Annotated in this window: 19 protein-coding genes and 1 pseudogene; 8 read left to right on the top strand and 12 right to left on the bottom strand. The window is 64.8% G+C overall.

Annotated elements, in window-relative coordinates; all coding sequences use genetic code 11:
- Positions 1-7: 7 nt before the first annotated feature.
- The 5 genes and pseudogenes from MSIMFI_RS24825 to MSIMFI_RS29855 all read right to left on the bottom strand — a co-directional run.
- Positions 8-931: an NAD kinase gene (locus tag MSIMFI_RS24825; RefSeq protein WP_191499576.1), complete on the bottom strand. Its 924-nt coding sequence runs from the start codon at positions 929-931 to the stop codon at positions 8-10.
- A complete protein-coding gene (locus tag MSIMFI_RS24820; protein WP_191499575.1) occupies positions 928-1,737 on the bottom strand; it encodes a TlyA family RNA methyltransferase in 810 nt (269 codons plus the stop codon). Before MSIMFI_RS24820 ends, MSIMFI_RS24825 begins: the two co-directional genes overlap by 4 nt.
- Before the next feature lie 4 nt (positions 1,738-1,741).
- Positions 1,742-1,930 (bottom strand): hypothetical protein, encoded by a 189-nt coding sequence (locus MSIMFI_RS24815; protein WP_186243055.1) that lies wholly within the window; start codon positions 1,928-1,930, stop codon positions 1,742-1,744.
- Positions 1,931-1,954: 24 nt separating this feature from the next.
- Positions 1,955-2,974 (bottom strand): HAD-IIA family hydrolase, encoded by a 1,020-nt coding sequence (locus tag MSIMFI_RS24810; protein WP_191499574.1) that lies wholly within the window; start codon positions 2,972-2,974, stop codon positions 1,955-1,957.
- 118 nt (positions 2,975-3,092) lie between these two features.
- Positions 3,093-3,173: pseudogene (locus tag MSIMFI_RS29855) on the bottom strand (carbohydrate-binding protein); the annotation flags it as partial.
- Positions 3,174-3,195: 22 nt separating this feature from the next.
- Here MSIMFI_RS29855 and MSIMFI_RS28600 point away from each other — a divergent pair.
- A complete protein-coding gene (locus tag MSIMFI_RS28600) occupies positions 3,196-3,336 on the top strand; it encodes a hypothetical protein (protein WP_224770456.1) in 141 nt (46 codons plus the stop codon).
- A 140-nt stretch (positions 3,337-3,476) separates the two neighbouring features.
- Here the strand turns inward: MSIMFI_RS28600 and MSIMFI_RS29850 are convergent, their stop codons facing one another.
- From MSIMFI_RS29850 to MSIMFI_RS24790, 3 genes are all read right to left on the bottom strand, one after another.
- Positions 3,477-3,677 carry a lytic polysaccharide monooxygenase gene (locus tag MSIMFI_RS29850; protein ID WP_396820574.1) on the bottom strand — a complete coding sequence of 67 codons (201 nt, stop codon included), beginning with the start codon at positions 3,675-3,677 and terminating at the stop codon, positions 3,477-3,479.
- Positions 3,678-3,893: 216 nt separating this feature from the next.
- A complete protein-coding gene (locus MSIMFI_RS24800; RefSeq protein ID WP_191499573.1) occupies positions 3,894-4,724 on the bottom strand; it encodes a tetratricopeptide repeat protein in 831 nt (276 codons plus the stop codon).
- Between the two features lie 371 nt (positions 4,725-5,095).
- Positions 5,096-5,479, bottom strand: a complete 384-nt coding sequence (locus MSIMFI_RS24790) for a DUF732 domain-containing protein (protein WP_191499572.1) — start codon at positions 5,477-5,479, stop codon at positions 5,096-5,098.
- A 791-nt stretch (positions 5,480-6,270) separates the two neighbouring features.
- Between MSIMFI_RS24790 and MSIMFI_RS24785 the strand changes: the two genes are divergently transcribed.
- The 3 genes from MSIMFI_RS24785 (at position 6,271) to MSIMFI_RS24775 (ending at position 10,492) form a co-directional block, all read left to right on the top strand.
- Positions 6,271-7,533, top strand: a complete 1,263-nt coding sequence (locus tag MSIMFI_RS24785) for a YcaO-like family protein (RefSeq protein WP_191499571.1) — start codon at positions 6,271-6,273, stop codon at positions 7,531-7,533.
- Positions 7,530-8,975 carry a TfuA-like protein gene (locus tag MSIMFI_RS24780; protein WP_191499570.1) on the top strand — a complete coding sequence of 482 codons (1,446 nt, stop codon included), beginning with the start codon at positions 7,530-7,532 and terminating at the stop codon, positions 8,973-8,975. Before MSIMFI_RS24785 ends, MSIMFI_RS24780 begins: the two co-directional genes overlap by 4 nt.
- A 242-nt stretch (positions 8,976-9,217) precedes the next feature.
- Positions 9,218-10,492, top strand: a complete 1,275-nt coding sequence (locus tag MSIMFI_RS24775; protein ID WP_191499838.1) for a YcaO-like family protein — start codon at positions 9,218-9,220, stop codon at positions 10,490-10,492.
- Here MSIMFI_RS24775 and tyrS read toward each other — a convergent pair.
- Both tyrS and MSIMFI_RS24765 read right to left on the bottom strand, forming a co-directional pair.
- Positions 10,489-11,760: a tyrosine--tRNA ligase gene (gene tyrS, locus MSIMFI_RS24770; RefSeq protein ID WP_191499569.1), complete on the bottom strand. Its 1,272-nt coding sequence runs from the start codon at positions 11,758-11,760 to the stop codon at positions 10,489-10,491. The genes MSIMFI_RS24775 and tyrS overlap by 4 nt on opposite strands.
- An 11-nt stretch (positions 11,761-11,771) precedes the next feature.
- Positions 11,772-12,383 carry a DNA-3-methyladenine glycosylase gene (locus MSIMFI_RS24765; RefSeq protein ID WP_191499568.1) on the bottom strand — a complete coding sequence of 204 codons (612 nt, stop codon included), beginning with the start codon at positions 12,381-12,383 and terminating at the stop codon, positions 11,772-11,774.
- A 57-nt stretch (positions 12,384-12,440) separates the two neighbouring features.
- Here MSIMFI_RS24765 and MSIMFI_RS24760 point away from each other — a divergent pair, with 57 nt between their 5' ends.
- The 3 genes from MSIMFI_RS24760 to MSIMFI_RS24750 all read left to right on the top strand — a co-directional run bounded on the left by MSIMFI_RS24760 (position 12,441) and on the right by MSIMFI_RS24750 (position 14,759).
- Positions 12,441-13,217 (top strand): ABC transporter ATP-binding protein, encoded by a 777-nt coding sequence (locus MSIMFI_RS24760; RefSeq protein WP_191499567.1) that lies wholly within the window; start codon positions 12,441-12,443, stop codon positions 13,215-13,217.
- Positions 13,139-13,969, top strand: coding sequence for an ABC transporter permease (locus MSIMFI_RS24755; protein WP_191499566.1), 831 nt, complete (start codon positions 13,139-13,141; stop codon positions 13,967-13,969). Before MSIMFI_RS24760 ends, MSIMFI_RS24755 begins: the two co-directional genes overlap by 79 nt.
- A 169-nt stretch (positions 13,970-14,138) precedes the next feature.
- On the top strand, positions 14,139-14,759 hold the full coding sequence (locus tag MSIMFI_RS24750; protein WP_191499565.1) for a TetR/AcrR family transcriptional regulator: 621 nt from the start codon (positions 14,139-14,141) through the stop codon (positions 14,757-14,759).
- On the opposite strand, the gene MSIMFI_RS24745 is transcribed toward MSIMFI_RS24750, so the two are convergent.
- A complete protein-coding gene (locus MSIMFI_RS24745) occupies positions 14,728-14,952 on the bottom strand; it encodes a Trm112 family protein (protein ID WP_191499564.1) in 225 nt (74 codons plus the stop codon). The genes MSIMFI_RS24750 and MSIMFI_RS24745 overlap by 32 nt on opposite strands.
- Positions 14,945-17,986, bottom strand: coding sequence for an acyl-CoA synthetase (locus MSIMFI_RS24740; protein ID WP_191499563.1), 3,042 nt, complete (start codon positions 17,984-17,986; stop codon positions 14,945-14,947). Before MSIMFI_RS24740 ends, MSIMFI_RS24745 begins: the two co-directional genes overlap by 8 nt.
- Positions 17,987-18,024: 38 nt before the next feature.
- Here MSIMFI_RS24740 and MSIMFI_RS29845 point away from each other — a divergent pair.
- The coding region (locus MSIMFI_RS29845) for a transposase (RefSeq protein ID WP_224770449.1) at positions 18,025-18,431 on the top strand (407 nt) is incomplete at its 3' end.

The raw sequence follows: 18,431 nt of genomic DNA, 5'->3' as shown, positions 1-18,431 counted from the left end.
GCACCGACTACTGCCCGCGCCAGCCGGTCACCGGCAACCGGAACTTGCGCACCAAGCGGTCGGTGAAGGGCGCGCTGTCCAGCCGCGCCCATTTCACGGGGGTAGCACAGCGGGTCACCTCGAGTCGGCTGCCGGCGGGGACCAGCATCTCGCGACGTCCGTCGCAGAACACCAGGGCGTCATGGCCATGCGCTTCTATCTCGATCGCGATAGTTGCGTCGGGACTGGTGACCATCGGCCGGCCGAACAGCGCGTGAGCGTTGTTGGGTACCACCAGGATTGCCTCAAGGTCGGGCCACAGTACCGGGCCGCCGGCCGAGAATGCGTAGGCCGTGGATCCGGTGGGCGTGGACACCAACACCCCGTCGCAACCGAACGTCGACACCGGCCGGCCCTCGATTTCCACGACCACCCCAAGCACGCCGAGCCGCGGCCCCTTTTCCAGGCTGGCTTCGTTGAGCGCCCATCCCTGTTTGATGATCCGACCTTGTTGGCGGACGACGACGTCGAGTGTCAGGCGGTCCTCCACCCGGTAATCCTTAGCGACAACGTGTTCGAGCACCACGTCGATGGCCTCCGCCTCGGCTTCCGCCAAGAAGCCGATCCGTCCCAGGTTGACGCCCAGCACCGGGATGGTGGCATTGCGGGCCAACTCGGCCGCCCGCAAGAAGGTACCGTCGCCGCCGAGTACCAGCACCAGTTCGCAGCCGTCGGCAGCGCGAGGGTCCGCGTCGACCACCTCGATTTCGACACCCATGGCCCGCATATCGTCAGGTGCCAGGTGCAGCGATCCCCTGTCGACCGCCTCCGCGGAGAGCACGCGAAGCGCAATCCCATTGTCGCCCAAGACTTTTTCCACACGCCGGGCGGTCTCGGTGGCTTCGTCCCGCCCGGTGTGCACGACCAGCAGGACGGTACGTTGCGCGCTCACTGCGGGCCCTCCTCGACGGCCCGCCGCACCTCACTCACCAGCGCATCACCCTCCAGTTGCCGATCGGTCTGGGCGCGCAACCACAGGAAGTATTCGACGTTGCCCGACGGGCCCGGCAGCGGGCTGGCCGTGACGCCGATGGTGTGCCAACCCAGCTCTTGGGCGCGCTGCGTGACGGCAAGTACCGAGTCGGTCCGCAACTGCGGATCATGGACCACCCCGCCCGGGCCGACCTGGCCCTTTCCGACCTCAAACTGCGGCTTCACCATGGGAACGATATCGGCGCTTGGCAAAGCGCAACCAACCAGCGCGGGCAACACGGTAGCTAGCGAGATGAATGAGAGGTCAGCCACTACCAGGTCGACCGGCCCGCCGATCGCCTCGGGCGCCAACTCGCGAACGTTGGTCCGCTCGATGACCACGACCCGTGGATCGCTGCGCAGCGACCAAGCGAGCTGGCCGTAGCCAACGTCGGCGGCAACGACTTGGGCGGCGCCGCGGTCCAGCAGGACTTCGGTGAACCCACCGGTCGACGCACCCGCGTCCAGGCAGCGCCGGGCTGTCACCGAGATTTCAAAGGCATCCAGTGCACCTATAAGTTTGTGCGCTCCGCGCGATACCCAGGTGCGTTCGCCACCGGTCGCGACCGTCAGCGCCGCGGTGACGGCCACTGCCGTGGCCGGCTTGAGTGCCGGCAAGCCGTCGATGCGTACTTTGCCGGCACCGATCAACTCCGCGGCCTGTTGACGGGATCGCGCCAGACCTCGCCGGACCAACTCGGCATCGACGCGGGCACGCCGTGGCATGCGCTCAGCCCTTCTCCGCCGACTCCAAGGCCTGCAACAGCACGTCGTGCGCCTCGGAAAGCCGACGGGCGATGTCTTCGAGCTCGGCGAGAGACGGGCCGTTAGCGGAGTCGGCCGGATTACCTCCAGGATCGGGCAACTGGGCTAGGAGGGCTTCGATTTCCGCGCGAATCTGGTCAGGATCGATAGTCATTGCGCTCCCTACGCTAGCGGCCGGCTAGTCGGTGCGCATCAGGGACCAGCGGGCCAGCGCGTCGCGGGCCGAGTCGTCACCGGCCTCGATGCGCAGTGGCCGCCGGTCGGAATCGGGGTGCCGGGCGCCCCATACCGCGCTAGCAACGGCACGAACGATCGACAGGTCGTCGCCGCGAGAGTGGCCGTTCGCGTTGACCGTTACCGAGCCGGAACCGATGTCGACTTGCCAGCCCGGTTGCGGTCCCACCTTCAGCAGCTCACCATCCTCGTGCAGGCAACGCAGATCGTGGCCGATGTAAGTAGGCCGCTGGGCAGGCTTGGCATACACGGCGTCTCGCGCGGTATTCACTCCGGTGAGCACCATCAGGCTGGGCAGGCCCGCGGCGTTGGCGCCTTCGATGTCGGTGTCCAGCCGGTCACCGACAACCAGCGGCGCCCGGAAATCACCGCGGCCCACCGCGTCTGTCATCAATTGCGGGCCCGGCTTGCCCGCCACTTGGGGCTCGGCGCCGGTGGCGGTTCGCAGCGCGGCCACCAAGGATCCGTTGCCGGGCAGCAGACCCCGCTCGGTGGGCAACGTCGGGTCGATGTTGGCTGCCACCCACAGGGCGCCGGACCGAATGGCCAGCGCCGCCTCGGCGAGATCTGGCCATCCGATGGTCATAGAGAGGCCCTGTACGACGGCAACGGGGTTGTCGTCGTAGCGCCGCACCGGGCACAGCCCGACCGCGCTGATCTCGTTAGCGAGCGCATGGGTGCCCACGATCAGCACCTTGGAACCCGGCGACAGCTGAGCGGCCAGCAGGTGAGCGGCGCTTTGGGCGCTGGTGACAACGTCCTCGCCGGTAGCGGTGAAGCCCAGTTCGCGCAGGTGCGCGGCCACCTCGTCGGCGCTGCGGGAGGCGTTGTTGGTGACGAACAACTTGCGGCTCTGCACGTCATCGAGCGACTGCACCGCGCCGTTGGTGGGTTCACGGCCGCGAAAAACCGTGCCATCCAGATCGATCAGCAGGCAGTCATATTCCTGCGCAATACTTTTCACGTCAGTCCCGGAATCGCCATGCCAGTCGTCACCACTCGTAGAGACTACGGCCCGTCCGGCATGCTCACAATTAATGCGCCGCAATCGCTTCGGGATGCAAGCCCGCCGGCGCTGCGGTTTAGATCTCTTTCCAGAGTGCGGGTGTAGTGGCCGGGGTCCAGGTCGGGTCATAGGCAGTGTGGGCCTGCAAGCACTGGTACGTCTTTCCGTTGTAGGTGACCGTGTCGCCGACCGCATATTTCGTACCCGGGGCCCACGCTTTGGCCGTGCCGGACGGCGGCGTCGTCGTGGCTGACGGCGTCGTTGTGGTGGTCGGTGGAGTTGTCGTGGTCGGAGTCGAACTTGTAGTGCTCGATGGCTGACTACCGCCGAGAAGCAGGTCGACACAGTTATAGAACGCGTTGGGAGTATCGCCAATGTTCCAGATTGCTAGGAGTTTCTGACGGCCACTGAACTGGCTCAAATCGACCGTGTGTGTGTGACGGTCGCGTTTGGTGGCGTGTCATTCCCATCGACGTATGCGACCCGGGTCATCGAGTTCGGCGAACTGCGGAAGGCCGCCACTGCAACTTCGGAGTCCCTTGGGCCCCTCCACGCTCTGCGGTTCGTATTTGATGGGGCCACACTGGACCACACCCTGAGCGCACTCGGCCTGGCGGCTAGGTGGAGTTGAAATGTAGCCATGCGCATTCGCTTTGGCCATCGGCAAAACAACGGGAAGACAAGGAACGAGGGCGGCCGTACCGAAGGCCCTAATGCACCAAATACGTCTGACGGCGTGTCGCAATACAAATAGCTTGCGACACAGTCGTATAGGACATGTCTGATCTGTACGTTGCTGTACAATCTGCTGCGTCAAATTATGCGTCGCGCCGGGTCGACCGGCATTTGCATGCACTCACTACTGGGTAATTTGACCTCAGCCGAGCTCGTTGACTCGATCTTCGGCGTCGGTCACGCCGTCGATGTCTGCGGCCGCCGAGCGCAGGAACCATTGCAGTGCCTCGTCGCGGCGGCCCAGCGCCAGCAAGGTATCGGCATAGGCATAAAACAGCCGCGCCGCCGTCGAACCGGTACGGTCTGGATCCAACTGCGGCGTAGACAATACCGTCAGCGCCTGCTCCAACTGCCCCAGATCCGCGCGCGCTCCGGCGGCAACCATGCGCAACTCGTCGGCGTCGTCACCGCTGAGCTGAGCCGCCTCGGAGCCGCGCGCCAGTTCGATGGCACGCTGCGGCCGGCCAAGACCACGTTCGCAATCGGCAATCAGCGCAAGCAATTCGGACTTGCTGCCCATCCGACGGGCAGCGCGCAACTCCGCGAGCGCTTGGCCCCAATCACCACAGTGGTAGGCAGCGATTCCGACGGCTTCACGAACCGCGGCGATCCGGCTGGCCCGCGCCCGGGCCGCACGCGCGTGACCCAGTGCGGCTTCGGGGTCGTGGTCGATCAACTCGCCAGCAGCCACCAGGTGGCGAGCCACGACGTCGGCGGTCGCGCGGTCCAACGTGCTCAGTTCGCGCCGGATCTCGGGCGCGAGTTGCCTGGCGTCGATGTCCGGTGGGATCGCCGGACCCTCGTGCGGTCGATGAGGTGAGTCGGCGGGCGTCGTTTGCGGCTGGACTGGACGTGCCCGACCAGGACCCGACCAGGGAACCTCGCGTTTGCGCTGTGGGCCGCGCCGCGACGCCCCGCCCGATGACGGTCGCGGACGTCGCTCACCGCCGCGACCGTGCCTGTCGTCGACCACTCGCTAGAGGTTACGGGCACGTCCGGCACGCCGACAATCAAGTGCCCGGCCACCTATGCCGCGGCGACTGCCGCCGTCACTGCGCTGCAGGCCAGGGCCCATGTTTAGGGCTACTACCAGGACCCGACATGTCGTTTGTAATCGTTCTGCCAGAGATGATGGCAACGACGGCGTCAGATTTGGCGGGAATTGGTTCGCCGATCGGCGCGGCGAATTGGCGGCGGCCGTCCGGACGACCGCGGTTGCGGGGTCACGGGCAACGCTGGCGATACTGGCCTCGGCGGTGCCGGTGGAGCGGGCGGTGCCGGCGGGTTTGGTGACACCGGCGGCGCAGGCACCGCTGGCAACGCCGGCCAGCCTGGGCCAGCTGGCTAGGCCTGCAGCCGGTTTGGCATTAGTGGCGATATCACAGCCGGGCAAAACGTCGCTATTGCGACGATGGTGAACGCGCCCGCGACCTCACGGGACATACCATTGTCTTCTGCCATTTTGGAGGCGACGGACTCAAACGTGCTGCCCTGCTGTACCACCATTGGACAGACCGATCGCCCCAGAGCCATCGTGCTTGCCGGCTGGCCATACGAGATTCCCGCATTGTTCAACGCACTGAGGAATGCGTTGCCCATCATGTCGGCGTGTATCGGCGCCGCCATGGATGCCGAGGCGCCGAGCACTCCGGCAATCAACGTCAGCAGGGCCGCCGCTTGCCGGCCCGCTTGCCAGGTCCGTGCCTCGCCGTGTGAGTGTGCCGTCATGTCTCGTTTCTCATCTGTCCGCTATTGCACTTGGGTCACTCAAATCACCGTGACAACGGTGCTGAATGAGAGTCACATTCACAGCACAGTGCGGTAAAGGTTTGCACACTAACGCGTTTCACCGCCAGACTTCGCGTCCAACCGGCGCTAGAGCGCAACGGGCCTCAGCTGTCCCCCGATCGGTGGACACCAGCTGTGGTGCCACTGGAGGATGGGAATTTCCTCCCGCCATCGGCTATTCGTGGGATACAGGAGCTTCGCAAACCGCTTCAAGATGGGTATCGAAGCGGAAGCCGGCCAGAGCGCAGTTCCGCTCGACCATCACAACGAAGTGAGGAGGTGACACATGTCCCACGAGTTGCTGTTTTGCGAGAGCGAGACGGAGTTCGCGGCTCAGGTCTTCCACGCCGGCTATGCCACTGAGTGACGTATTTCCACACTGACGAGCATCGGCGGGGGTCTCACCACCTCCCCCCAGTCTGAGACCCCCGCCGAACTCAAACGGAAAGGCAACGCACATGTCGCACGAAGTTCTGTTTCGCGAGACCCAGACGGCTTACTCGCTGCAGTTCTTCCCCGCCGGCGACGCCGCCGAGTGAATTAACCACTCGATGTCAAAGCTCGGCGGGGGTCTCTTCACCTCCCAATCCCCCCACATCTGAGATCCCCGCCGAATCTCACCAGCGGGGTCTCATCGGTGTCCCCCTTTCCCCCCTCCCGATGAGATCCCGCTGGATTCTTTATTTGCTTAATGGCCCATCATCAGGGCCCTTACTAAGTAGCGTGAAGCCATGTCGGAACCTGCGGGCCTGGGCACTCTGCAACCAATCAACGAAGTGGTAGGACCGGATTGGTCGCACTGGCCGACACGCGTCTTAGGGCATGCCGACCCGATGACGATCGGGCACCGGGCAGGAACCCACCGCGTCATCTCTCCCGAGCAGACCTGGCTGGCCGTCCAACCCTTTCTGGAACCGGCCGGTATCACCCGCGTCGCCGACCTGACCTGGCTGGATGATCTCGGTATTCCCACCGTGCAGGCGGTGCGCCCCGCCTCGCTGACGTTGTCGGTCAGTCAGGGAAAAGCCACTACATATTGCGCCGCCCAGGTCTCAGCCGTCATGGAATCCTTGGAGAACTGGCATGTCGAAAGCGTCACTCCCGACTTGTTATCTACGGCCACAACCGATCTCACCTCGAGTCTGACGTACGACCCCGCCGATCTCAGCCGCCCGGCCGGGAGCTTCTACCACCCTCGCGCCAAGCTTGACTGGATGATGGCGACGACGTTGTTAACCGGCCGCCAAACCTGGGTGCCGTGGCTCGCTGTGGTTGTGAACGTCTCGGTCAGCGATCACTGGGGACCGCCGATGTTCGGCATGGATACCACGGGATTGGCCTCCGGCAACAGCTACCACGAGGCCACCCTGCATGCGCTGTACGAGATCATGGAACGCCACGCTATGGCCACCGCTAAGCCCGGATCGACGCTGTTCGAGGTGCCCCTCGAGGACGTAAGGCGTTCGGAGTGCGCCGGGTTGGTCGACATGGTGTATCAGGCCGGAAGCGAGCTGCAGATTGCCCGCATCGACACCTGGGACGGATTCCACTGCTTTGCCGCCGAGCTGACCTCACCAATGATGGAGATCCCGTTCAGCGGCAGCGGCCTGCACCACGACCCCAATGTGGCACTGTCGCGAGCGATTACCGAAGCCGCACAGTCACGCCTGACCGCCATCAGTGGCGCCCGCGAGGACCTGCCCTCGGCGATCTATCAAAGATTTGCGCGGATGCACACCTACGCCCCGGCCCGCCGATCCATGCAGTCGATGCCCACCGGGGAATCAACGCCATGGCATATCGACTACACCAACTCGCTGGCCGATCTGACAACCTCGGCGGCAACCGCTGTGGAGATCCGGTCCGGCATCGAGCCGATCGCGGTGGTGTGTGACTTCCCCGCCGCGAATGTCCCGGTCGTGAAGGTCATTGCCCCCGGCCTGTCCGCGTCAGTTGTTTCGCCGATGCGCACCCCGTTACAGGAACACGCATGACGACCAGTGGACGCGTCGTCGTCACCGCAGGACCAACAATTAGCGCCGCGGATATCCACACGGTGATACCCAATGCCGAAGTGGTGCCACCGATTTCATTCGGCGATGCGTTCCGGTACGGTTTGCTACCGGGTGACACGCTGCTCATCGTCGACGGACTCTTTTTCCAGCACGCATCGGTTCGGCACAAAGAGCTGCTGACCCTGATGGCCGACGGAATACGAGTGGTCGGTTCATCCAGCATGGGAGCATTGCGCGCGGCGGAGCTGCATCCGTTCGGCATGGAGGGCTACGGCTGGGTTTTCGAGGGGTACCGAGACGGAGTCCTCGAGGCCGACGACGAGGTCGGCATGGTGCACGGCGACGCGCAAGACGGTTACCCGGTCTTCGTCGATGCGCTGGTCAATATCAGGCAAACGGCGGCACGGGCCGTCGAATCCGGTCTGTTGTCAGCGTCGTTGGCCGACCAGCTGATCGAGTTCGCCCGTAGCACGCCCTTTACCATGCGGACCTGGAATCGGTTGCTCGACGCTGTCGGCGCGCCGGAAAGCCGCAAACTCGCGAGTCAATTGAAGGCGCTGCGGATGGATATCAAACATTCCGACGCGGTGCTCGCGCTGAACGAGATCGTCCGTGGCCCAAGAAATGTCGCAGTCCGGTCTGGACCGCCTCCGACCGTCTGGTCGGAGCGCTGGCGGCAGCGGTGGGCGCCGCCGTCACCCGTCGCCGTGATGGGCCGCGACGGCGAAGCTATCATCGATGTCCACGATGTCGATGTGCTTGCGTTGCTGAGCATTTGCGCAAACGATCGGTGGGCATATCTGCCCGCACTGGAGCAAGTCGCTGCCTGGCACTGGAGCTTGCTGCACCCTGGCGAGGACGGCAGCGTTCGCGAGCGCGCCTCACGTGCCGTCAACGAAGTCACAGCCGACACCTATGAGCGCGCACTGGAGACGGTCGCACATCAGTATGCGATAGCCATCGGGATGATTAACGAGTCGGGCTTTCCCGAATCGGTCCGGTCACATTGGCTTACCACCGATGAGAATGAAACCCTGCGCGACGACCCCGTTGCGATTTCGGCTCGACTAGTCACCCGCACGCTGTTCTTCGCCCGGTCGCTGCCTGCCATCCAACACTTCCTCGACCTGCTGCGCGACGACTCTCGGCTACCCGAATGGCGCGCCCTGGCGGCACGAGCCTTGGCGAGACGTGACGAATTAGCGCGCCAAAAGCCGCATTTGAACTTGCGCCGGCCGGATCCGGCTCAGCTTAAGGCCCTCTTCGGTAAGCGCTGGGGCACCCCGGTGGACCGCATCGAATTGGCCCGGCGCGGCCTGATGACCGAAGACTCGTTCTACAACGCCGCCACCCTGTTCGCGGTGGCTGCCGCCGACGATCAGCTGCCGTCGTTCGAGGTCGGCACCTTGGGTGCAGTGTAACTGGTTGCGCACCAACGGTTGTCCCCCAATCGGGGGATTGGGGATTCCTCCGCCCGTCAGCCATTTGTGGGACAGCTGGCTACCGACATCCGGTGGAGGATACATACTGCGCTCCATCTGAGGCGGAAAGGAGGTGATCACATGGCCCACGACCTTTTGTTCACCGAGCACGAAACTGCTTACGGCGTAACTGTTCCCGTGGTGTTCTGCCAGGACAGCGTGTTCGAGTGAGCACAGCGTCTGTGTATGGCAATTCCGGCAGGGGTCTCGTAAGCGCGTCGTACGAGACCCCTGCCGGTCCCGACTGGTCCCAATGGCCCGCACGCACATTGGGCTCTGCCAACCCGACGAAAATCAGCCACCGGACCGGCACCTACCGCATCATCTCCCCCGACCAAACCTGGCTGGCCATCCAACCTCTGCTGGAACCAGCAGGTATTACTCGCGTCGCCGACCTCACCTGGCTGGATGATATCGGGATTCCCGCCGTGCAGGCGGTGCGCCCGGCTTCCCTGACCTTGTCGGTAAGCCAGGGAAAGGCGGCCACGTACCGGGCCGCCCAAGTCTCCGCAGTTATGGAATCGCTGGAGAACTGGCATGCCGAGAACGTCACTGCCGATCTGTTATCAACGCCTGCAACGGATCTCGCGCCTGTACTGACTTACGACCCCCAACAGCTGCGCCGCCCAGCCGGCCGTTTCTACCCCCCCGGCACAAAGCTCGATTGGAAGATCGCGACGACGTTGTTGACCGGCCGCCAAACCTGGGTGCCGTGGACGGCCGTCATAGTGAACGTGGCGGTTCGCGACGCCTGGGATCCGCCGCTGTTTTCGATGGACACCACGGGATTGGCCTCCGGAAACAGCTACCACGAAGCCGCCCTGCACGCCATGTACGAAATCATGGAGCGCCATGCTTTGGCCACCGCCAAATCTGGATCGACGCTTTTCGAGGTGCCACTCGACGATGTCGTCGGCTCGAACTGCGCCGAGCTGGTCGAGATGATTCATCGGGCCGGAAGCGAACTGCACGTCACCCGCGTCGACGCCTGGGACGGCTTCTTCTGCTTCTCCGTGGCACTGACCTCACCGACGATCGAAATCCCGTTCAGCGGTCACGGATTGCACCATGACCCGAACGTAGCGCTGTCACGGGCGATTACCGAAGCCGCGCAATCGCGCCTGACCGCTATCAGCGGCGCCCGCGAAGATCTGCCGCCGCTGCTCTATCACCGCCTCGCCCGGATGCACAGCTATGCCCCGTTGCGGCGGTCGACATGGCAACTACCCATCGCGCAACCCACTGCCTGGCACATCGAGGCCACCAACTCGCTGGCGCACCTGGTGGCTTCGGCGGCAACGGCTGTGGCGGCTCAAGCCGGAGCCGAACCGCTTGCCACCGTGTGCGACTTTGTCGACGCCTGTGTTCCCGTCGTCAAAGTCATCGCCCCAGGGCTGTTGGCATCTGCCGTATCCCCGATTTACCAGTCGACCACGCCGTCAGTCCGGGCGTTCTAGACCCGCTCCACCCCGGCGATGTTCCGCTTGCCGCGACGCAGCACCAGCCAGCGTCCGTGCAGGAAGTCCGTTGCCTGCGGCGCCCATTCGTCGGTTTCGATCCGAATGTTGTTGACCGAGACCCCGCCCTCGCTGATGGTGCGCCGGGCCGCGTTCTTGCTCGCCGAGAGGCCGGTGGCCACCAATAGGTCCACGATTCCATCGGGACTTCCGGGTTTGAATTCGGCGACGGCCGTCTCGCGCAATGCCGCGGCCAGCGTTGCTTCGTCGAGGCGAGCCAGCTCGCCCTGCCCGAAGAGCGCCCGGCTGGCATGCTCGACGGCTTCGGCAGCGGCCTCGCCATGTACCAGGACGGTCAGTTCGGCAGCGAGCCGACGCTGGGCCTTGCGTTGTTGCGGGCGCTCCGCCGTCGCCTGTTCCAGCTCGGCCAGCTCGTCGGCCGACAGGAAGGTGAACCACCGCAGGTAGCGGACCACGTCCGCGTCCGCGGTGTTGACGAAGTACTGGTACCAGGCATACGGACTGGTCATCTCGGGGTCCAGCCACAGGCTGCCGCCGCCGGTGGACTTGCCGAACTTGGTGCCATCGGCGGCGGTTACCAACGGGACGGTGAGCGCATGCACTGTCGCACCGAGCTTTTGGCGCACCAGGCGAACCCCGGCAATGATATTGCCCCACTGATCCGAGCCGCCGACCTGCAACACGCAGCCGTGCCGCCGGTGCAGTTCGACGTAGTCGTTCGCCTGCAGCAGCATGTAGCTGAACTCGGTGTAGGAGATCCCCTCCCCTTCCAGCCGCCGCCGGACGGTGTCGCGATCCAACATCACGTTGACCGAGAAGTGCTTTCCGATGTCGCGCAGGAATTCGATAGCCGAGAGGGGGCGGGTCCAGTCGAGGTTGTTCGCGACGATCGCGCCCGTCGGCGAATTGTCGAAATCGACAAAGCGCTCCAATTGGCCGCGGATCCGTTCGGTCCAGTCGGCGACGGTATCGGCCGCATTGAGACTGCGCTCGCCGACCTCGCGCGGGTCACCGATCATGCCGGTGGCCCCGCCCGCAAGCACGATGGGGCGATGACCGGCGCGTTGAAAGCGCCGTAACGCCAGCAGCGGCACCAGATGGCCGGCATGCAGACTCGCCGCGGTGGGATCGAAGCCGGCGTATACCGTCATCGGCCCGCGCTGTGCTTCGGCGGCCAGCGCATCGAGGTCGGTGGATTGCGCGATCAACTCGCGCCAGGCCAGCTCGTCGAGGATCTTTACAGACATCGCGGAAGACTCTAGTCGCTGGCGCCCAGGACCGGCGCTCGCGGACTTCGCCGGTAAGCCGAAACCTCCGGTCGGTCGGCAAGCCAAAGTCGCCACGGCCGGTCGGCGGCCTGACTGATCCCGACGCGCGGGCCTGCCACCGCCGGGACCGCGTCGTTGAGCCTCAGGGTCAGCGGGCTGTCCAGGTCAAACAAGTCAATCCCATTGTCAGCCATTGTGATTCCCAAAGCCGAGCACAGGTTGCCCGGACCGCGCCCCAGTGCGGCGGTCCGGATCAACTCGCCACGCCGGGACCGGGCGACGTCAATACCGCCTTCGATGGCACAGGCCCGCAGCAAGACGGCGGCGGCCGTGCCGTCGGGTCCGCACGCGACGTTGGCGCAGACATGGATGCCGTGACTGCGGTAGGTGTATAGCCGACCCGGTGGCCCGAACATGACGGCGTTGCGGGTGTTGCGACCGCGATAGGAGTGTGCCGCCGCATCCGGCCAGGGGCCGTCGGGAACACCGCCGTATGCCTCTACCTCGACAATCACCGCGCGCACGCCGCGTCCGGCGAGGGTGGCGCCGAGCAGTCGATGCGCGGCGGCAACCGGATCGTCGACAAGTTGCTCAGCGCTCACCGGACAGATTCTGCCCGGCACTTGACAAGCTTCGCGAAAGGGCCGACTATTCATCACATGATGACTTCATCACGCGATGAATTATTCGCCCAGTCAAGTGCGCCGGTCGTCCGCATCGCGCACCTGCGGGTGATTCGCGGTAAACGCCCAGCACTGCACGACTTCTCGGTGGAGATTTCCCGCGGCGCCATCACCGGCCTGCTTGGTCCGTCCGGCTGCGGCAAGACCACGCTGATGCGCTGTATCGTCGGCACCCAGATCATCGCTTCGGGCACCGTCACCGTGCTCGGTCACCCAGCCGGGTCCGCGGCATTGCGGCGACGAGTCGGATACCTGCCACAGGATCCGACCATCTATAACGACCTGCGGATCATCGATAACGTCCGCTATATCGCGTCCCTGTATGGCTTCGACGGCCACGCCGCCGACGAAGCCATCGACCGGGTGGGCCTGACGGATCACCGAACCGCCTACTGCGGCAATCTTTCCGGTGGTCAACGCACCAGGGTTTCGCTGGCTTGCGCGCTGGTCTGCCAACCCGATCTGCTGGTGCTCGACGAACCCACCGTAGGCCTGGATCCGGTACTGCGCGTGGACCTTTGGGACCAGTTCGCCGAACTCGCACGCACCGGGACCACGCTGCTGGTTTCCAGTCACGTGATGGACGAAGCCGACCACTGCGGCGACCTATTGCTGATGCGCGAAGGCCGCCTCGTCGCACACACCACCCCGGCCCAACTAAGAGAGGACACGTCATGCACGTCACTCGAGGAAGCGTTTCTGTCCATCATCAAACGCAGCACCGCGCAACAGGCCGGACCCAAAGCCGGATAGGGCTCAAGGGATACACGGCGACGACCGCGCGAATCCTGCGCCAACTGGCGGCCGATCATCGCAGCGTCGCCATGATCCTGGTGGTGCCGATCCTCGTTATCACGCTGATGTACTTCATGTTCCAAAATGCGCCGCACCGCCCGGGCGCCCCATCGCCGTTCAACAACGCCTGCCTGATCCTGCTGGGCCTGTTCCCGCTGTTCTTGATGTTCATCATCACGTCGATAACGATGCAGCGCGAACGCGCCTCAGGAACATTGGAGCGCATCCTGACCACCCCGTTGCGTCGGCTCGACCTGCTCGTCGCCTACGGGACCGCGTTCTCTATCGCCGCGGCGGCGCAAGCCATCCTGGCCTGTACGGTGTCATTTTGGCTTCTCGGCTTCAATACCGCGGGCAGCCCGGTATGGGTGTTCGTGATAGCAATCGTCAACGCCGTGTTGGGCGTTGGCCTGGGCCTGCTGTGTAGTGCGTTCGCCCGCACGGAGTTTCAGGCCGTCCAGTTCATACCGTTGGTGATGGTGCCGCAGCTCCTGCTGGCCGGCATCATCGTCCCGCGCCCATTGATGCCAAACTGGCTGGAATGGATAAGCAACGTAATGCCGGCCAGCTACGCGCTGGAGGCCTTACAGCAAGTCGGTGCGCATCCAGAGCTGACCTACATCGCTCTGCGCGACATCGTCGTCGTGCTGGTGTTCGCGATCGCCGCGCTTTGCCTGGCCGCAGCGACCCTACGGCGGCGGACGCCCTAGTGGCGATCGCAAGCGCGGCGCAGCCGGGCGCAGCGGGTCGCCACGGAGAGTCCCTAGTGGCGATCGCAAGCGCGGCGCAGCCGGGCGCAGCGGGTCGCCACGGAGAGTCCCTAGTGGCGATCGCAAGCGCGGCGCAGCCGGGCGCAGCGGGTCGCCACGGAGGGTTCTAGTGGCGACGGTAAACGGCGAACGCAGGCGGCCCGGCCGACCCGTTGGAAGCTCCGACAGCCGAGAGCGGATCCTGGCCAGTGCCCGAGAGCTGTTTGCGCACAATGGCATTGACCGCACATCAATACGGGCTGTGGCGGCAAAGGCCGGAGTGGACGCTGCGTTGGTGCACCACTACTTCGGCACCAAGCAACAGCTGTTCGCCGCCGCGATTCACCTTCCGATCGATCCGATGGAAGTGATCACGCCCATGCGGGAAACGCCAGTCGAGGAACTCGGATACAAGCTGCCGTCTTTATTGCTGCCGCTATGGGATTCCGAATTGGGCGCCGGGTTGATCGCCACGTTGCGTTCGCTGATCTCGGGCTCCGAGGTGAGTTTGGCGCGCTCATTCCTGCAGGAGGTAATCAGTGTGGAAGTGGGTTCGCGCGTCGACACCCCCCCAGGATCGGGCAAAATCCGCACGCAGTTCGTCGCGTCTCAGTTAATGGGTGTGGTTATGGCGCGCTACATCGTCAAAATCGAGCCGTTCGCGTCGCTGCCCTCCGAACAGATCGCGCAAACCATCGCGCCGAACCTGCAGCGCTACCTCACTGGGGATCTGCCGGGCCTGACGCCATGAGCCGTGCGTGCTCCTCGTCGTCGACGTCACGGGCCTCGTCGATCAGCAGGACCGGGATGCCATCCTCGATGCGATAGGCCCGGCGCAGCCGCGGGTTGTAAGGAGATTGACCGCCGGTGCTGTCGCTGACCAGCAGCAGCGGACCCCGGTCGGCCGGGCACACCAGAATGCTCAGCAGCGTGTCGTCAAGCATCGGCGGGCTTCGGCTTGCCGCTCAGCTCGGTGCGTACCGCCGGAGTCAAACGCCGGAATTCGTTGCTGACGGCATCGAAATACCATGCGTTACGCCCCGCCTTGGGGATACCGGCTGCCCGCAGGGCACTCACGGTGGGTCGGTAGCTCGCGCTGAGCGTCAGCTGCGGCACCACGTGCACGACGTCAGGTCCCAGCCCCACCGGCATGCCCGCAACGGCTTCCATGAGGTCGGCAGCGGTGATCGTGGCTCCCGGGCGCAAAGTCACCGCAGACACTGCCACCTGTCGACCTTTCACCGCGACGCCGTACGTCACGGCGAGGTCGACACCGTTGATCAGGCCGAGCGCGTCGTTGACCGGCTCGGCGTAGACCATCCCGCGCGCGGTGCGGACCTCCGATCCGCGCCTGCCCGCCAGCCAATAATCGCCGTCCTCGTCGCGGCGGAACAGGTACTCGGTGGATATCCAGGTGTCGGCGGGAGCGAAGACACCGCGCTTGACCGATGCGGTGGGATCGATCGGCCCGCGCGATTGCGCAAGCAACACTCCGATCTGGTTGACATCGGCGACCTGTACGAAGCCCTTGTCGTTCTCCAGGATCAGGTCGTGTTGCGCGTCATAGGCGCCGAGTTCGACACGGCCGGCACCGGGTAATGGACGGCCCTTGCTGCCGATCTTGGCGCCTGAGACGTTGGCCAGCACCGCCTGTCCGTCGGTGGTGGCGAAGAACTCGACGACGTGCGCGGGCGCGAACGCGTCGACGACGCGCTCCCATAATCCGGTGGGCATACCCGAGCCGATGAACAGCCGCACCGGATGGTTGCCGTGCAGCACAAAAGCGGGATCGTCAAGGACGTCACGCAGCATGGCCCAGGTGTAGGAGACGACGGTGACGCCGTACTGCCGAACCTCGGAGACGAATCGCTCGGGCTTTAGTCCGCGGGACAGCGCGATCCGGGTGCCGCCGACGACGGCACCACCCAAGCTGACCAGCAGTGCGGACTCGTGGTGCAGCGGGGTCAGGCAGTAGACAGTGTCTTTGCGGTCCAGGGCGGCCGTCGAGGCGGTTCCGAAGGCCGACAGCGCCCAGCGGTAGTTGGTGATCTGCTTGGCGACCAGCTCGCCGCCGACCGCGCTGAAGGCGATGAAGGCAAGGTCGCGCGCCAGTCCCGGGTTTTGCCGGTACCAGGCGGGCAACTCGACGGCGTCCGGATCGATTTGTTCCATGTCGATGACATCGCTGTCCTCCGGCAGATGTAGGTCGCGCGACTCACCGCCGCCCAGAACTAGGACCTGTCCGGGCAATTGACGCGCCGCATCGAGGTTGGTGGGATCGGTCAGGATCTCGGTCGCTCCCCCGAGCCGCACCTGTGCGGCCAGATCGGCGCCTGCCCGCATCAACACGGCAACCGCCCCAAGGCGCGACAGCGCGGCAATGGCGACCAGCGCACTGGGCCGCGTCTCCATCAGCACACCAACCCGGTCGCCCTGCCGCACCCCGACCTCGATCAGGCCACGAACCACGTTGTTGATGCGCCGGTTGACGGCCTCATAGGTGTGCACGCGTCCGTCGAACAACAAGAATTCGCCTTGGGGGGCATCGCGTGCCTGTTCGTCGATGATGCGGCCGAGCGAGATCCGGGTGTGGTCGTTCAGTTGTCCCAGCCGGGCCAGACGCGGCAGCGTGCGGACGGTTTCGACGGCCAGGGTGCGCATGGATTTGTTAGCCATGAAGACGGCGTCTGCGGCGCCACGGGCCAGTGCCAGCGCCGCCTCGGACACTTCTCCGAGGCCGTGCGCGACCCGGGAGCTCCACACCACACCGCTGTCGGTGTGTTCGGCCGGCTGCTCGACCATCAGGCCGATGTTTCCCGGCTTGTCGGCGCCGCTGGAGATCCAGCGCACCCAATCGGCGACGGTCGGCCAGCTTTGCTGCGCCGCCCTGGATCCCACCACCAGACCGAAATGGCCTGTCCGGATTAAGCATTCGTAGACTTCGGTGTTGGGCGCGGCCCGCCTGATGCCGCGCACCGAGGCCGGCTGGCCGATGTCGTCAACCTCGCCGACGAACGCCAGTATCGGGCAGGTGATATCGGTGAGCGTCACCATCTGGCCGTTGATGGCGAAGCCGCCGGTCATCATTCGATTGTGGGCGATGAACTGCTTGAGCAGCTCGGAGATCGCCGGGCCGGACCAGGCGATCCAGCCTTCGCGCTCGAGGAATCTACGCTGCTGCTCCCGCGGCAACAGAGCCTCACGGTCGTGCAGCTGACGCACGAAATCGACCCGGGCCTTGGCGGTTTTGAGTGGATCCATCATCTGAAAGCCCATGCGCGCCAACCAGCTTGGGATGTCCAACCGGTTGAAGACATGATCGGCCATGAAATCGGCAATGGCGGCACCGTAGTTCGCCGGGATGCCCATGGGTAACGCGGCCAGGGTGTCCACCGGGGAGCCGAACGCCACGACGCTGGCGATGTTCTTGGAACGCCGGTAGGCGGCGGCCTGGTAGCAGAACATGCCGCCCTGCGAATACCCGACGATATGCACGTCCTGACCAGTGGTGTCCTTCACCGTGTCGATGGCTTGGCTGAGGGCCACAATGTGGTCAGCCAGGTTGCGACGCATTCCGCCCTCTACCTTGTCGGGTGAGCCGAAGTCGATGACCCAGGCATCCAGCCCGCGGGCGTGCAGGATGCCGACCGCACCCTCCTCACGGGTGACGTCCCACATGTCCGCCGACATCATCATCGGGTGCACCATCAGCACCGGCGGGCCCACCGGCGGCTGTCCAGGACGATTGTCCGGTGGAAAGTACCGCCGCAGCTTGTACATCGGTACGCTCTCGACGACCTGAGACGGCGACGGGACGCTGCCGGTTTCCAGGCCCCCAAGTCGGAGGACTTCCAAACCATTCTGGGCTGTGGCCACCAGACGCTCGACCGGGCGTGTCACCACCGACAAACTTAGATCCACGAATGCTCCTGAATGCTCCCTGACTTGGCCTTGACCAGCGTGGATATCATGGCACATGCTCCTCGCGGCGATTCCTGGTCACGCCGTTTCCGCTGATGGCCGAAGCGTGCCATCAGGTTTGGCGCCGGTGCGGGCGAGCGCAAGCTTTTATGGCATTCACCGGCCTGGTGCGCAGCGAGCGATCCTCAGGCGACAGGATCCGCCGTGGTCATATCACCAAGGCGGGCAGCTCCGTGGTCCGCACCGTGACGCGGTCCTGGGCGGCACGGATCGGGAAGGACCGAAACCTAAACAAGTCCCTTTGCAACAACTTTCAGTTGTCACTGACATGCCGTCCCACATCAAAATGGCGGTGGGTCGTCGTCGGGATCCGGCGGGGCGGGCCCGGTGTAGCTGGTGAGTTCGGCTCGCCGGGTGGCGCGGGCGGCCATGCGAGCGGCGTGGTTTTGACGGCGTTCGGCGGCGACGCGGTAGGCGCGGTCTTGGGCGCGGGTACGGCGGC

The organism is Mycobacterium simulans, assembly GCF_900232995.1.
GTDB lineage: Bacteria > Actinomycetota > Actinomycetes > Mycobacteriales > Mycobacteriaceae > Mycobacterium > Mycobacterium simulans.
Note: the sequence above shows the minus strand (reverse complement) of the source record. Positions and strands in the feature narration are given on the sequence as shown.

What these genes read in the sequence shown, in the direction of transcription:
- MSIMFI_RS24785 (WP_191499571.1), top strand. Translation starts at nt 6,271, where the DNA reads ATGTCGGAACCTGCGGGCCTGGGCACTCTGCAACCAATCAACGAAGTG.
- MSIMFI_RS24815 (WP_186243055.1), bottom strand. Translation starts at nt 1,930, where the DNA reads ATGACTATCGATCCTGACCAGATTCGCGCGGAAATCGAAGCCCTCCTA.
- MSIMFI_RS29850 (WP_396820574.1), bottom strand. Translation starts at nt 3,677, where the DNA reads ATGGCCAAAGCGAATGCGCATGGCTACATTTCAACTCCACCTAGCCGC.
- tyrS (WP_191499569.1), bottom strand. Translation starts at nt 11,760, where the DNA reads ATGTCTGTAAAGATCCTCGACGAGCTGGCCTGGCGCGAGTTGATCGCG.
- MSIMFI_RS24820 (WP_191499575.1), bottom strand. Translation starts at nt 1,737, where the DNA reads ATGCCACGGCGTGCCCGCGTCGATGCCGAGTTGGTCCGGCGAGGTCTG.
- MSIMFI_RS24760 (WP_191499567.1), top strand. Translation starts at nt 12,441, where the DNA reads ATGATGACTTCATCACGCGATGAATTATTCGCCCAGTCAAGTGCGCCG.
- MSIMFI_RS24780 (WP_191499570.1), top strand. Translation starts at nt 7,530, where the DNA reads ATGACGACCAGTGGACGCGTCGTCGTCACCGCAGGACCAACAATTAGC.
- MSIMFI_RS24740 (WP_191499563.1), bottom strand. Translation starts at nt 17,986, where the DNA reads ATGTGCCATGATATCCACGCTGGTCAAGGCCAAGTCAGGGAGCATTCA.
- MSIMFI_RS24755 (WP_191499566.1), top strand. Translation starts at nt 13,139, where the DNA reads ATGCACGTCACTCGAGGAAGCGTTTCTGTCCATCATCAAACGCAGCAC.
- MSIMFI_RS24790 (WP_191499572.1), bottom strand. Translation starts at nt 5,479, where the DNA reads ATGACGGCACACTCACACGGCGAGGCACGGACCTGGCAAGCGGGCCGG.
- MSIMFI_RS24745 (WP_191499564.1), bottom strand. Translation starts at nt 14,952, where the DNA reads ATGCTTGACGACACGCTGCTGAGCATTCTGGTGTGCCCGGCCGACCGG.